The organism is Burkholderia arboris, assembly GCF_902499125.1.
In the GTDB taxonomy this organism is placed as follows: Bacteria; Pseudomonadota; Gammaproteobacteria; order Burkholderiales; family Burkholderiaceae; genus Burkholderia; species Burkholderia arboris.
Map to the genome: position 1 here is coordinate 239,621 of NZ_CABVPX010000008.1, position 14,993 is coordinate 254,613.

Annotated in this window: 12 protein-coding genes; 2 read left to right on the top strand and 10 right to left on the bottom strand. The window is 67.0% G+C overall.

Going from position 1 to position 14,993, the window contains the following annotated elements; all coding sequences use genetic code 11:
* Positions 1-20: 20 nt before the first annotated feature.
* Complete coding sequence (gene betC, locus BLA15945_RS12835) at positions 21-1,556, bottom strand: choline-sulfatase (protein WP_059239259.1); 1,536 nt, start codon at positions 1,554-1,556, stop codon at positions 21-23.
* Positions 1,557-1,795: 239 nt separating this feature from the next.
* Here betC and BLA15945_RS12840 point away from each other — a divergent pair, with 239 nt between their 5' ends.
* A complete protein-coding gene (locus BLA15945_RS12840) occupies positions 1,796-2,701 on the top strand; it encodes a choline sulfate utilization transcriptional regulator (protein WP_174992521.1) in 906 nt (301 codons plus the stop codon).
* Positions 2,702-2,871: 170 nt separating this feature from the next.
* Positions 2,872-3,756 (top strand): formyltetrahydrofolate deformylase, encoded by an 885-nt coding sequence (gene purU / locus BLA15945_RS12845; RefSeq protein ID WP_059239255.1) that lies wholly within the window; start codon positions 2,872-2,874, stop codon positions 3,754-3,756.
* A gap of 27 nt (positions 3,757-3,783) precedes the next feature.
* Here the strand turns inward: purU and BLA15945_RS12850 are convergent, their stop codons facing one another.
* From BLA15945_RS12850 to BLA15945_RS12890, 9 genes are all read right to left on the bottom strand, one after another.
* Entirely contained in the window at positions 3,784-4,776 is a 993-nt protein-coding gene (locus tag BLA15945_RS12850) for a DMT family transporter (RefSeq protein ID WP_174992522.1), read from the bottom strand.
* A 166-nt stretch (positions 4,777-4,942) separates the two neighbouring features.
* The gene (locus tag BLA15945_RS12855; RefSeq protein WP_059239251.1) at positions 4,943-5,554 is read right to left on the bottom strand and encodes a TetR/AcrR family transcriptional regulator; all 612 of its coding nucleotides are present in this window, start codon (positions 5,552-5,554) and stop codon (positions 4,943-4,945) included.
* 206 nt (positions 5,555-5,760) lie between these two features.
* Positions 5,761-7,416 (bottom strand): APC family permease, encoded by a 1,656-nt coding sequence (locus BLA15945_RS12860; RefSeq protein WP_059239249.1) that lies wholly within the window; start codon positions 7,414-7,416, stop codon positions 5,761-5,763.
* Between the two features lie 225 nt (positions 7,417-7,641).
* Positions 7,642-8,505 carry a glycine betaine ABC transporter substrate-binding protein gene (locus tag BLA15945_RS12865; RefSeq protein ID WP_174992523.1) on the bottom strand — a complete coding sequence of 288 codons (864 nt, stop codon included), beginning with the start codon at positions 8,503-8,505 and terminating at the stop codon, positions 7,642-7,644.
* 134 nt (positions 8,506-8,639) lie between these two features.
* Positions 8,640-9,788 carry a hybrid-cluster NAD(P)-dependent oxidoreductase gene (locus tag BLA15945_RS12870; protein WP_059239245.1) on the bottom strand — a complete coding sequence of 383 codons (1,149 nt, stop codon included), beginning with the start codon at positions 9,786-9,788 and terminating at the stop codon, positions 8,640-8,642.
* 29 nt (positions 9,789-9,817) lie between these two features.
* Positions 9,818-11,059: an aromatic ring-hydroxylating oxygenase subunit alpha gene (locus BLA15945_RS12875; protein WP_059239243.1), complete on the bottom strand. Its 1,242-nt coding sequence runs from the start codon at positions 11,057-11,059 to the stop codon at positions 9,818-9,820.
* Between the two features lie 52 nt (positions 11,060-11,111).
* A complete protein-coding gene (locus BLA15945_RS12880) occupies positions 11,112-11,897 on the bottom strand; it encodes an electron transfer flavoprotein subunit beta/FixA family protein (protein ID WP_059239241.1) in 786 nt (261 codons plus the stop codon).
* Entirely contained in the window at positions 11,894-13,063 is a 1,170-nt protein-coding gene (locus BLA15945_RS12885) for an electron transfer flavoprotein subunit alpha/FixB family protein (RefSeq protein ID WP_174992524.1), read from the bottom strand. Before BLA15945_RS12885 ends, BLA15945_RS12880 begins: the two co-directional genes overlap by 4 nt.
* A 4-nt stretch (positions 13,064-13,067) precedes the next feature.
* Entirely contained in the window at positions 13,068-14,993 is a 1,926-nt protein-coding gene (locus BLA15945_RS12890) for a (Fe-S)-binding protein (RefSeq protein WP_174992525.1), read from the bottom strand.

Consider the following 14,993-nt stretch of genomic DNA (forward strand, 5'->3'; position numbering starts at 1 on the left):
AGGTTCGCGATGCGGGCCACTCAGCGCCCGACACGCGGAAAACGCGCCATCGCCTCGAGCGTGTCGAGTTCGATGTGATTGCGCATGTAACGCTGGCTCGCGTCGGTGAACGGCTGCCAGTCCCACGCCTGGATGCGGCCCTGCGTCGTCGCCGCGTAATGGAAGCGGCGGCGCCGCTGGCTCGCGCGCACCTGCCGGTCGAGTTCGGGCAGGTCCCAGCGCCGCGCGGCTTCCGCGCGGAACGCGGCAAGCACGTCGGCGGCTTCGGGCACGCCGGCCAGGTTCGTCAGCTCGCGCGGGTCGTCCGACAGGTTGTAGAGCTGGTCGGGATCGAGCGGGCAATGCACGTACTTCCAGTCGCCGCGGCGGATCATCACCACCGGCGCGACCGCGCCTTCCGCGAGGTATTCGCCGAGCGCGACGTCGTGCGCGGGCGTGCCGTGCAGGTGCGGCACGAGGCTCGCGCCGTCGACGGGATCGGGCCAGCCGCCGGCCGGCGCGGCGCCGGCCAGATCGACGAGCGTCGGCAGCAGGTCGAGATGCGACACCGGCCCGCGCACGCGCGCGGCGCCGAAACGGCCCGGCGCATGGACGATCAGCGGCACGCGGCAGCCGCCTTCGAAGAACGTCATCTTGTACCAGAGCCCGCGCTCGCCGAGCATGTCGCCGTGGTCGGACGTGACGATCACGATCGTGTCGTCGGCGAACCCGCATTGTTCGAGCGCGGCCAGCACGCTGCCGAACTGCGTGTCGACGTAGGACGTCGCGCCGTAGTACGCGCGGCGCGCGGCACGGATCTGCGCGTCGGTGGGCGGCGTGCGGTCGTTCTCGCAGACGAAGCGCAACCGCTGCGAATGCGGGTCGCTTTCCGCCGCATCGAGCCGCACGGCCGGCATGTCGATCTCGTCGTCGTGGTAGAGATCCCAGTAGTCGCGCGTGATCGCATAGGGATCGTGCGGATGGGTCAGCGACACGACCATGCAGAACGGCCGCGCATCGTGCCCGGCCGCACGCTCGCGGGCGACGTCGTAGAGCTTCTGCTTCGCGGCGAACGTGACTTCGTCGTCGAAATCGAGCTGGTTGGTCCGCACGCACGGGCCGGCCTCCAGCACCGAACTCATGTTGTGATACCAGCTGGGCCGCTCGGTCGGCTGGTCCCAGTCGGGCACCCAGCCGAAATCGGCCGGATAGATGTCGGTCGTGAGGCGCTCCTCGAAACCGTGCAGCTGGTCGGGCCCGCAGAAGTGCATCTTGCCGGACAGCATCGTCCGGTAGCCGCCCGCGCGCAGGTAATGCGCGAACGTCAGCGTTTGCGCCGGCAATTCGGCGGCGTTATCGTAGGCGCCGATCCCCGACGGCAGCTTGCCGGTCAGCAGCGAGAAACGCGACGGCGCGCACAGCGGGCTCGCGCAGTACGCGGCGTCGAACACCACGCCTTGCGCGGCGAGCCGGTCGAGCGTCGGCGTGCGCGCGACGCGGTTGCCGTAGGCCGGCAGCGCGAACGGCGTAAGCTGGTCGGCCATCAGGATCAGGATGTTGGGTGTCGGGTTCGTCATCGGCGGTCGTGGGGAAAACGGTGTTCGAATGGAACGGCGCGCCGCTCGGGCGGCAAGACGTCCGGCATGACGGAAGCGGCCCGCAGAAAGTGCCGCGCGTACGGGCCGCGCTGGCTAGAATCGCGGAATGCGTTGCGCGGTGCGCGTGAAGCGTGTGTGCCGTACCGTCCGATGCACTATCGCCCGCCCGAATTCGCGCGGGTAGGCGTCCGGCCCTTATGGGGCCATTAGAGAGACTTATGTCGAAACCCGAACCGTTACCGTCGATGCAGGCGCTGCGCGCGTTCGAATCGGCCGCCCGGCTCGCGAGCTTCACGGCCGCCGCGCGCGAGCTCGGCTCGACGCAGCCGGCCGTGAGCCAGCAGGTGTACCAGCTCGAAGCCGAACTGGGCGTGCCGCTGTTCGAACGCAGCCCGCGCGGCGTCACGCTGACGGCCGACGGCCAGTGCCTGTACGAGGCGGTGCGGCTGAGCCTCGACACGCTGCGCGGCGCGACCGCGACGCTGCGCGCGCGCCGCGAGCACGGCGCGCTCACGATCGTCACCGACTTCGGCTTCGCGACCTACTGGCTGATGCCGCGGCTGGCCGGGCTGAAGCGCGTGATGCCGGACGTCGACGTGCGCGTCGTCACGTCACAGGATTACGACGCGCAGCGCGACCACGGCGACATCGCGATCCTGTTCGGCGACGGCCACTGGCCGTCGTGCACGGCCGCGCGGCTGTTTCCCGAATCGGTCACGCCGGTATGCTCGCCCGCGTTCCGCGATACGCACCCCGACGTCGCGCGGGCCGACCACCTGCTCGCGCTGCCGCTGCTGCACGTGCAGCCGACGCGCCCCGAACGCTGGCTGTCGTGGCCGGGCTGGTTCGACGCGCACGGCCTCGAACCGCCGGCCGCCGCGCGCGGCGTGACCTTCAACAGCTACGCGCTCGTGATCCATGCGGCGCTGCTCGGCGAAGGCGTCGCGCTCGGCTGGTCGCCGCTGGTCGACGAGCTCGTTGCGTCCGGCCAGCTCGTGAAGCTCGTCGACGCGCCCGTCGTCACCTCGCGCGGCTACTTCCTGGTGCGGCCGCCGCAGCGGCCCGAGCCGGACGCGACCCACGTGTTCCGGCGCTGGCTGCTCGACGCGTGCGCGGGGGCCTGACCGGGCGCGCCCGCCGCCGCTTGCTGGCGCGCCGATACCAGCCACACGGCGCGTTGGTTCTATCCGCCCCGAAATCGTCCTGATTTACTTGAGCCTCCCGCTACCCGCGCGGTGCGGCGCCGTCGTGCGCCGCCGCACGGCCGTGCGCCCCATGCCATCCGAGGAGTCTCATGACCGCCGAGCACCGCCCCGATCAATTCGTCCTGACGCTGTCGTGCCCGAGCGCGGCCGGCCAGGTCGCCGCCGTCGTCGGCTTTCTCGATCGCCATCGCTGCTATGTCGACGCGCTGAACGTATTCGACGACGATCTCAGTAACCGCTTCTTCGTGCGCTGCGTCTTTCATCCGACGGATGAAACGCTGCAGATCGACGCGCTGCGCCAGGAATTCGCGCCGATCGCCACCAGCCTCGGCGGCGCGCAGGGCGACATGCAGTGGGCGATCCACGACGTGAACGCGCGGCCGAAGGTGCTGATCATGGTGTCGAAGCTCGAGCACTGCCTCGCGGACCTGCTGTTCCGCTGGCGGATGGGCGAGCTGAAGATGGACATCGTCGGTATCGTGTCGAACCACCCCGATTTCGAGCCGCTCGCCGCGCAGCACGGGCTGCCGTTCCGGCACTTCCCGATCACGGCCGATACCAAGGCGCAGCAGGAAGCGCAGTGGCTCGACTTCTTCGAATCGAGCGGCGCCGAGCTCGTGATCCTCGCACGCTACATGCAGGTGCTGTCGCAGGAAACGAGCGCGAAGCTCGCGAACCGCGCGATCAACATCCATCATTCGTTCCTGCCCGGCTTCAAGGGCGCGAAGCCGTACCACCAGGCCCATACGCGCGGCGTGAAGCTGATCGGCGCGACCGCGCACTTCGTCACCGACGATCTCGACGAAGGCCCGATCATCGAGCAGGTCGTCGAGCGCGTCGATCATGCGCTGCGCCCCGAGCAACTGCTCGCGGTCGGGCGCGACGTCGAAAGCATCACGCTCGCGCGCGCAGTGAAGGCGTTCATCGAGCGGCGCGTGTTCCTGAACGGCGATCGCACGGTGGTGTTTTCGTAAGCGCCCGGCCACGGCAACGGCCGTGCGTCATGCGGAAGGCGACGGCACGCGCGCAGGCGCCGTGCCGATGCGCCGCGCCCGGCGCCGCAGATACAGGTTGTTGAGAATCAGCGCCACGCCCGTCAGCGCGGCACCCGCGATCTGCGCGCGATTGGGCACCACGCCCGTCGCGGCAGACACGATGAACGCGGTGATCGGCAGGACGTCCATGAACAGCACGCCGTTCATCGGCCCCAGGATCCGGTTGCCCGTCATCCACAGCAGGATCGCGCCGAAACCGGCCACCGGCCCCATGTACGCGAGATGCGGCAGCACCGCGCGCACGGCGGCCCATGACGGCGCCGCGATCCCGTGCGTCGCGATCAGCACCAGATTGACCGCGACGATCGTGGTCAGGCCGAGGCACGTCGTGAACGTCGTGTACTTCAGCGCGGACCAGCCGGTGAAGCGCGCCGCGCCGAACGTGTAGACGACCCAGCACAACGCACCGGCGACGATCAGCGCATTGGCCGCCTCGTGCTGCGGTTCGTGCAGCGCGGCAATCACGTCGCCGCGCGTGATGACGAGCGCCACGCCGGCAAACGACAGCACGACGAACAGCACCGACACCGGTGCGGGCGCGACGCGTCGCACCAGCGCGTTGAGCAGCAGCCCCATCATCGGCTGCGTCGCCATCATGATCGATGCGGTCAGCGCGCCTTCGGCGCCGGCCAGTTGCTGGCCCAGGAACACGAACGATCCGAAGCCGCAAAAGCCGATCGAACCGAGCAGCCATGCCAGCGGCACGGATTCACCCGCCGGGCGGAATGCGCCGGGCCCTTCGACGATCCGCAACAGCACGATGAACGCGCTGCCCGCGATCAGATAGCGCAGCGACGTAAACGTGAACGGATCGATGTATCGCAACGCGTCGGTCATCACCGGGAACATCACGCCCATCAGGATCGTCGCGCATACACATGCCGCGATGCCTTTCCCGTAGCCGCTTGCGGCGGGTGCTGCGAAATTTTCGCCATTCATGACCGATCATTCCCAAATTAATTGAACAATGACGCCGGTGCGGCTGCGTGCAGCGGCGGGATATCTTGAACTTCCTTACCGAATCTGCTGGCCCTTCATGGTTTCTGCGGCCGTACCTGGAATACGCACCATTTGAAACCGATCATTCTCAAAATAATCAAAAAAATCAGGTCAGCGCCCGCATTGCGATTTCGACGATCGAGGCCAGTTCCGCCTCCGACGCACTCGACTTGCCCAGCACGCGCATGCCCTGGATCAGACACAGCAGGAACCGGCCAACCTCCTCCGGATCGAGGTTCCGGTCGAAATCGCCCGACTGCTGGCCGCGTGCGACCGCAAGGCTGAACTGCGTGCCGATGCGCAGCAGCGTCGATTCGATGTACGGCCGCAACGCGTCGTCGCCGGGCAGCAGCTCGACGGCCGAATTCGTGATGAGACAGCCGCGGCGCTCCGACAGCCGCACACCGATTTCCGTGTAGTACAGCAGCGCTTCCCTGAGCGCCTGCCGCGGCGGCAGATCTGCCGCGAGACGCTCCTTGAGCCGGGCGATCGCCCCTTCCGCGTAACGATCGAACGCGGCGACCAGCAACCCGTGCTTGTCGCCGAACGTGCGGTACAGGCTGCCGCGAAACACGCCGGTCGCCTCGCACAGCGTATCGATCGACGTCGCGTGGTACCCCTGCTCCCAGAACACGCGCGCAGCCGCGTCGATCACCTCGTCGGGGTCGAATTCGCGTGGGCGCCCCCTGTCACGGGAGCCGGGAGAGGTCGGGCTCATGAGTCCGGATATTAGAACCGATCATTCCCAAAATCAAGCGCCGTCGATCGCTTGCTTGCGCGGCGCACGCCGGCAATGGTGCCGGCCCTGAACGACGAAAGCCCGACCGGTTGCAGCCGGTCGGGCTTTCGTTGCTTGCCGCGAGATCGATCGCACCGCCCGTGTGCGGTTTCCGGGCGGTGCGCGCCGTTACACGGCCCGACGCGTCACTTCACCCACGCGAAGTAATACGACAGCCAGATCGTCAGCCCCGCGCCGATCAGCGCGGCGTACGGCATCAGGTTCAGCCACATCGCGCGCTTCGGCACTTCGAGCTCCATGTCGCGCTGCATCTGCGCCGGGAAACGGCCGCGATCCTGCCAGTAGTGGCGGAACAGGAACACCGGCACGATCAGCAGCATCGCGATCAGCCCGTTGCGCAGCGTGCCGTCGCCCTGCAGGTTCGCGCCCGCGCCGACATAGACGAGGTTCGCGTAGCCGCACAGCGAGCCTGCGACGAGCAGCCAGGTCGGGCAGCGGAACGGCCGATCCCAGTTGCCGCGATCCATCCGGTGGATCCAGCCCGACTGAAGATTCAGGAATACGAACAGCATGTAGCAGACGTTCGAGATCGACAGCACCGTCATGTAGTCCGACATCATCAGCAACACGAGGTTGAAGCCGAGGTCGGTCCACATTGCACGCGTGGGCGAGCCGTGCTCGTTCACGTGCGACAGGTACTTCGGCAGCCAGCCGTCGACCGATGCCTGGTACAGCGTGCGCGACGAGCCCATCATCGACGTCATCACGATCAGCAGGATCGACAGCATCAGCATCACGACGACCGCATTCGCGACCCACGCGCCGCCGCCGACGATCTTCGCCATCGCAGCCGCGACGCCGGTGCCGTCGCCGATCGACGGATCGAGCATCGCCTGCGTGCCGAGCGCGCCCTGGAACGCCAGCGGCACGAGCGTCATCACGACGAGGCACAGCGCGCCCGACCAGAAGATCGCCTTCGCGGTATCGCGGCGCGGATCGCGGAATTCGCGCGTGTAGCAGACGGCCGTTTCGAAGCCGTACGACGCCCAGCCGGCCATGAACATCGCGCCGAGCGCCATCGTGACGCCCTGCCCGTTCCACGAGCCGAAGGTCGCGGCCGTGAGGTTGCCGTGCGCGTCGTGACCGAGCGGCAGCAGCGGGAGCAGGTTCGACATCGGCACGTCGCCGGTGACGAACGGCACGATGCCGACGATCAGCAGCGGCGTGAGCGATGCAATGCCGAGGATGCGCTGCGTGCGCGCCGCCTTCGATGCACCGCTGTGCTGAAGCTTGAACGTGATGAGAAGCAGGATCGTCGCGATGATGAACGTCGCATTGATCCGCAGGGACAGACCCGGCTTGATGAACCCGAGATCCGCAATCTTGAGCTGCCACTGCAGCACCGCCGCGTTGGCGGGAAAGAGGCTCGTGAGCGCATAACTCGCCGCGAGGCCGCAGCCGAGCGCGAGCATCGGCGACCACGCGAGCCAGTTGCACCACACGGACACCGGGGCAATCAGCTTGCTGTAACGGACCCAGCCGATCGCGCCATACACCGACGCGCCGCCCGATTTATGGGGAAATAGCCCCGATATTTCCGCATAAGTCGCGCTTTGAATCAGCCCCATCGTGATCGCGGCGATCCAGATCGCCCACGCGGGCTGGCCGATCGTCGCGCATACGCCGCCGATCGTGAACAGCACGCCTGCCGGCACGCCGCTCGTTACCCAGAATGCGTCTTTCCAAGTCAGGCCACGATGCAGCGTGTGGCCCGTCGAATCATGTGAGATGGTTGCCTCAACATCACTGGTGCTGTTCGCACGCAGTCCTGCCTGACTCATCCAATTCCTCCTCTCGAGCAGAGTTGGCGCTTCAGCGCCTACTCTGGTCCGATGCAAAGCAGATGACTCCGCACAAGGGCGCTAGTGTAACAACTTACGCGCTTTTTTGCAGAATCAGAAAAACAATTCCGGGAAATGGCCGCATTGCATCACGATTATTTCGGATTCCTGCGTACCACTCCCGGCGTGTCTCTTTAATGGTTCGTATGACGTATCGTCTGATACTTACTGCGCGCCTTCCGTCCACGAATTCACACGGTCCGAATGCGCCGCAATCCACGCATCGGCGGCCGCTTCGGGCTTCGATCCGTTCTGGATCGCGAGCATCACGCTATCGATTTCACCCGGCTTCCACTGGAATTTTTTCAGGAACGCGACAACCGGCTTGGCCTTCGTTTCGAGCCCCGGATTCACGACGCTGTCGACGTGCTCGGCGCCGCCGAACACCTTCTTCGGATCCTCGAGGAAGCGCAGCTTCCACTTCGCGAACATCCAGTGCGGCGCCCAGCCCGTCACGATCACCGGCTTGTTCGCATTGACCGAACGCGACAGCTCGGCCGTCATCGCGCTGCCCGAACTCGGCATCAGCGTGTAGCTCAGGCCGTAGCTCTTGATCGCGTCGTCGGTCTTGCGCATCACGCCCGCACCTGCGTCGATGCCGACGATCCGGCCACCGAAGCTGCCCTTCTCCGCATTCAGGTCGTCGATGCTCTTCGCCTTCACGTACGCGGGCACGATCAGGCCGATCTTGGCATCGGGGAAGTTCGCGCCGAGGTCGACGACCTTGGCCTTGTATTCATCCCAGTACGAGCCGTGCGTGACCGGCAGCCACGCGGACAGCGTCGCATCGAGATCGCCACGCGCGACGCCCTGCCACATGATCCCGGCAGCGACCGGTACGAGCTGGACCTGATAACCGAGCTTCTTCTCGATCACGCGCGCCGCGACGTTCGAGGTCGCAACGCTGTCGTCCCAGCCTTCGACGTAACCGATCTTCAGCGTCGGCTTCGTATCGGCGAGCGCCGACGCGCTCAGTGCCACCATCGCCGACAGTGCGCCGGTCCACAACAGTTTTCCGAACAGCTTCATGGTCGATCTCCTTGATATGCGCACCGTGCGCGTTGTCTCTCTAGGTTCTTCAACCACAAATCCGCGGTATCGTTGTTTTCCGACGGATGCTTGTCCGGGTGCGACGCACCCGGACAGCCGATGGCGGGTTTCGACTACTTGTCGATCACGAGATCCGACAGCGGCTTGCTGCAGCACAGCAGCACCATCCCCTGGTCGATCTCGCGCTGGCGGATGCCGCCGTTGTGCTTCATGTCGACCTGCCCCGACACGAGCTTCACCTTGCAGGTGCCGCACATGCCCTGCGTGCACGAGGCCGGCAGCCGCACGCCCGACTGGCGCGCAGCATCCAGCACGTGCTGCTCCGACCCGCACGCAATCTCTCGATTGCTCTTCGCGAAGCTCACCGTGAACTGCTTCGTCGCGGCGTCGCCGCCTTCGGCCGGCGGCGCGAGATCGGCAAGCAGCTCGTCGCTCGCGGTCTGCGCGAGCGTTTCGAACGAGAAGCTCTCCTCGTGATACTGCTTGCGATCGAAGCCGGCTTCGTCGAGCAGGTCGCGCACGGCCTTCATGTACGGCGCGGGGCCGCACGTGAAGATCTCGCGCTCCATGAAATCCGGTGCGATCAGCTTCAGCAGCGGCAGCGTCAGGAAGCCCGTGACGCCCGGCCAGTTCGTGCGCGCGCCCAGGCGCTCGACGACGAACGACGTGCGAAAGTTCGTATGATTCGACGCGATCAGGTCGAGCTCGCGCGCGAAGATGATGTCGTCCGGCGTGCGCGCGCTGTGCACGAACAGGATGTCGCGATCTTCCGCGAGATCATGGTGTGCGCGGCTCATCGACATCAGCGGCGTGACGCCCGAGCCGGCCGACAGGAACAGGTACTTGCGCGCCGGATGCCGTGCGCACGTGAACTCGCCGGCCGGGCCGAGCACGCGCACCGGTGCGCCCGGCTGCAGGTTGTCGTGCAGCCAGTTCGACACCTTGCCGCCCGGCACGCGCTTCACCGTGATCGACACCGTGTGCGGCCGCGCCGGCGACGACGAGATCGTGTAGCAGCGGTTGATCGTTTCGCCGTCGATGTCGAGCTCGAGCGTGAGGAACTGCCCGGGCTCGAACGAGAACGAGCGGCCCTGCGGCGAACGGAAGAAGAAACTCTTCACGTCGTGCGTTTCCTGCCGCACTTGGCAGCACACCAGCGTTTCCTCGACGTCGCTCGTCCAGCGCTCGGGAAGGGCGTTCCAGAACGCCGGGCGCGTGACCCGGCTGTCCGTCGGCTCGAAATTGGCCGCATCTCGCATCATGTCTTGCTCCGCTTGTCCGCTGCTATGACCTATTCGCCGGTTTTTTCGGCGAGCCGGCCGATGTACCAGGCCGAGAATTTTTCGACGAGACCTTCCGTGAACGGCGAATACGGGCCCGGTTCGTACGCGCTGCTGGTCGCGCCGCGCTGCGAGAATTCGACGAGCGCGCGATCCTGGTCGTTGGTCGCGTTCCACACGGCCGTGAGGTTCTTCACGTCGTAGTCGATGCCTTCCTTCGCGTCCTTGTGCACGAGCCACTTCGTGCGCACGAGCGTCTTGCCGGCCGACAGCGGGATCACCGAGAACGTCACGATGTGATCGCTCATGAAGTGGTGCCACGAGTTCGGCTGCGTCCAGAACGACAGGCCGCCGAGGTCGGCCTTGTCGAAGCCGCCGAGCAGCTTCTTCGAGGCGACCTTCGCGTCGAGCGTCTGCGATTCGCCGCTGCGGTCGAGCGGCAGGCGCTGCGTGCGGAAACCCGTCACGTCCAGCAGCTTTTCGATCTCCTCGGACGGCAGGCCCATCTCGGCCCACTCCTTGCCGCGGCGCACGCACGTCTCTGCAAATGCGTCCATGCCTTCGGCGTTCGCGTCGGAACGCTGGTAGCCGAAGCCGTATTCGTACAGCGAGATCGTCAGCTCCGGATGGTTCGCGACGCAGTGATAGCACTCGCGGTTGTTCTCCATCGTGAGCTTCCAGTTGCCTTCCTCGATGATGTCGATCTGCGCGGCGATCTTCGTGCTCGGCAGGTCGTGCGGCAGCAGGTACGGCTCCATCTCGGCGCGCATCTGCGCGAAATCGACCGGCGGCTCGTCGGCCAGGCAGATGAAGATCAGGCCCGCGAGGTTCTCGACGTGCACCGACTTCAGGCTGTGCTTGCAGCGGTCGAACTTCTCGCCCATGTGCTCGGCGAACATCAGCTGGCCCGTCAGGTTGTACGTCCAGCTGTGGTACGGGCACACGATGTTGCCGACCGAGCCCTTGTCCTCGTTGCACAGGCGCGCACCGCGGTGACGGCACACGTTGTGGAACGCGCGGATCGCCATGTCGTCGTCGCGCACGATCAGGATCGAATCGCTCCCCAGTTCCACGGTCACGTAGTCGCCCGGCTCGGGAATGTCCGGTTCGACCGCCACCTGGATCCAGTGCTGGCGGAAAATCGCCTCCATGTCGAGCGCGAAGATGTCCTCGCTCGTGTAGAACGGTGCATCGAGGCTGTGCCCTTCCTTGCGCCGCTCGATCAGTGCACGAATGTCTGCCGATACTTTCATCGTTTGCTCCGGATTCCTTGCATCCCTGGGTTCTTGCCGACAGGCATCAAAATCAGTAGTCGATGAGCTGATGCTCTCGCAGATACGCGAGGATCACTTGTGCTTTTTCGACCGAACTCCCTTCATTTACGACGTTGCCGCCACGGCTTTCGGTCGTCGTCGCGGACAGCATCCGGGCATGCCCGGAACGCTTCTCGGCGGCGACCAGTTTTACGGGTTTACGCTCGACCGGCCCGACCGTCCACGCGGCCGCGTCGGCGTCCGCGCCGGGCGCCGCGAGCGCCGGCCGGATCGCGCCGGCGCGCAGCCGCGCATACGCGTAGCGCGGCTCGGCATTGGCGAGCGGATGGACGGCAATCACGGCCGGCAGCGCGGCATCGACGCGCCGCCGCAGCCCTTTCGGCAAAAATTGCCGGACGGCCGCACGGCCGCCTTCGACCGTCACGTCGACGGCCGAGCCGACGAGCGGATAGCCGAGCGCCGCGGCGATGCGATACGGCAACATCCCGGTGTCGTACGCGCCCTCGGCGCGCGTGCCGGTCAGCACGAGGTCGTAGCCTTCGATGCGTGCGGCAAGCGCGTGCACGGCATCGTCGCCGTCGCGGCAGGCCAGCACTTCGACCTCCCGCGCACCGAGCGCGAGATAGTCGGCAAGCGCCGCATTCGCGGGGTCGCCGGCATGGATCACGTCGAGCTTCGCGCGATGTTGCCCGGCGAGCTGGCGACCGGTTTCGAGCGCGGCTGCGTCGTTGCGGCTGTAGCGCGCGACGCCGCTGACCGGATGCCGGCCGACGGACACGAGCACCGCGATGCGTTGCAGCGGGCGGGGGGCGTTCATGCGGCGACTCCTTCGGGTTCACGCGTGCCGACCGCGGCCGGCGATTCGCCGCGCGCGGCGCGCGCAGCCTGCACCTGTTCGATCAGCGCGGCAATCGTCCCCTGCGCGTCGCCGACCACCGTCAGGTTCGCGCGCTTCGCGATCGGCGCGCTGCCGTCGAGGTTCACCGCGATCACGTGGCGGCAATCCTTGATCCCCTGCAAGTGCTGCACCGCGCCCGAGATGCCGAACGCGATGTACACGCTCGCCTCGACCGTCTTGCCGGTCGCGCCGACCTGCTTGTCGCGCGTGAAGTGGCCGTTGTCGACCGCGACGCGGCTCGCGCCGATCGCCGCGCCGAACGCACCGGCCAGCTGCTCGAACGCGCCGATGTCGGACACACCGTTGCCGGCCGACACGATGAAATCGGCTTCCTCGAGCGCAACCTGGGCCGCGTCGATTTCGTCGAGGCCGAGATCGCGGTATGGCTGTGCGGCATCGCCTGCCGGGCGGATGAAGTCGGCGGCCAGGCGCTCGCCAGCACCGACGAACGGCAGCTTCGCGTCGACCGCGTTCTGCGCAAGCAGGATCACGTCGGGGAGCGCTCGCGTCGCAAACGCACGCCCGGCCTGCGCATACGCGCCGACATGCTTCGCGTCGATTTCGACGACGTGGGTCGCGACGCTCGCGCCGGCGGCCGCCGCGTAACGCCGGCCGAGATCGCCGTCGCCCGTCGCGTTGTCGGGCACGAATACGTGTTTCGGCGCGAGCGCGGCCACACAGGCCTGCAACGCTTGCAGTTCGCTTTCGGGATCGAACGCGCGGCGCTCGAAGCCGGTCAGCTCGAGCAGCTTGTCGACGCCGAGTTCAGCCGCGTCGTCCTTCAGCTCGCCGAACGCGAGCAGCGCGACTTCGGTCTGTGCGTCGGCCAGCACCGCGGCGGCGGCAATCGCCTGCCGCGAATGGTCGTCGAGCGCACCGCGCTCGCTGTGCGCCACCACCAGCATCACGTGCTTCGGGTCCTGCAACGCGCGGCGAGGCTTCGCGGCCGCCGCGCCGTGACCGTGCGCGGACCACTGCGCGGCGTTCGCATCGGCGCTGCCTTCCTCGCCGAGCGTGATGCGCTTCAGGCCGGCGGCCGTGATGATGAACGGCCGGCGCGGATCGATTCGTTTGATCGTGTTCATCGATTCACTCCAGCGAGGCGGCGACGAGTTCGGCGACGTCGAGCACATCGGGGCGCGGGCCCACGACGCCTTCGAGCATGGCCGTGCAGTTCGGGCACGCAACCGCGACCACGTCCGCGCCGATCGTGCGTGCGTCGGCGATGCGGATGTCGGGAATGCGCTGCTTGCCCGGGATGTCGGTCAGCGGCGCTCCACCGCCACCGCCGCAGCAGCGTCCGCGCATGCCGTTGCGCTCCATCTCGACGACCTGGATGCCGATCGTCTTCAACAGCTTGCGCGGCGCTTCCGTCTCGCCGTTGTAGCGGCCGAGGTAGCACGGGTCGTGATACGTGGTGCGCTTCTCCTGCAGCGCCTCGACGGCCTTCGGCACGATCTTGCCGCTGTCGGCCAGTTCTGCCAGATAGGTCGTGTGATGCTTGACCGTCACGCGCAGCCCGAGCGCACGGTATTCGTTGCGCAGGCTGTGCATCACGTGCGGGTCGGCCGTCACGATCTGCTTGTACGACAGCGTGCCGAGCGTGCCGATCAGGCGCTTCGCCATCTGCTGGAACGTCGCTTCGTCGCCGAGCCGGCGGGCGACGTCGCCCGTGTCGGTCTCGGTCGAGCCGAGCACCGCGTAGTCGACGCCCGCCTTGTTCAGCACCGTGACGAACGCGCGCAGCGTGCGCTGGTAGCGCATGTCGAACGCGCCTTCGCCCGCGACGAACAGCACGTCGACCGGCTTGCCCGGCTGCGCGACGGGCGCGCTCAGGTCAACCGACCAGTCGTAGCGCGCGGCCGTGTCGTAGCCGCCCATCGTGCCCGTTTCACGCAGGTTCGCGAGCACTTCCTTGCCCTTGCCGGGCACCGTGCCGTGCACGAGCGTGCGGTTGCGGCGCATGTCGACGATCGCATCGACGTGTTCGATCAGCATCGGGCATTCCTGCACGCATGCGCGGCAGGTCGTGCACGACCACAGCGTCTGTTCCTCGATCAGGCCCGACACGATCGGGCCGTTCGGCTCGCCGCGATGCTGGCCGACTGCAAGGCCCGGCGACGGGCTGCCGGCGTACGCCGCGTCGGTGCCGCCCGCCATCCCGACCACGAGATCCTGGATCAGCTTCTTCGGGTTCAGCGGCTGGCCCGACGCGAACGCGGGGCACGCGGCTTCGCACTTGCCGCACTGCACGCAGGCGTCGAAGCTCAGCAGCTGGTTCCAGCGGAATTCGACCGGCTTCTCGACGCCGTATTCCTGATGCTCGATGTCCGGCAGCTTCAGCGCGGTCGGCGGCGTGGCCGTACCGTTGCCGGTGAACGATTCTCGCGTCGCGGCGAAACGCTCCTGGCGCGGGTGGAACGCGAGGTGCAGCAGGCCGGCGATCGCATGCTTCATCGGGCCGCCCTTCGCGGCGCCGACCGTCATCGTGAATGCGCCGACGCCGATCAGCAGCGCGCAGAGCACCGCGAACGCGCCCGACATCGCGCCGGTCGGCACCAGCATGAACAGCACGAGGCCGAGCGCGAACGAGCCGAGCAGCCAGGGCAGCGTATTCCACGGGCCGCGCGACAGGCGGGCCGGCACATCCTTGGCCGCGCGCCGGCGCCACACGAACACCGCACCGACCAGCATCGCGAGCGCCGCGAGGAAGATCAGCTTGTCGAGCCACGGCGAGTAGATCGCGAGGCCGTAGTTGATGAACACCAGCGCCAGCGCGCCGATCGCGCCGCCGGCGGTCGCGACGTGCGTCTTCGCGATGTACGGGTCGCGGGCGACCACGTGGTGCAGGTCGACGAAATAGCGCTTCGGGATCGCGAACAGGTTCGCGACACCGAACGAGCCAGGCGCCGTGGCGCGGCCCAGACGCCAGTAGGACGAGCGCTTCGCGACCGCGAACGCGAGCCCCGCCACCGACAGCCACAACAGGGCGGTAATGAGGAAGGACGGATTCAT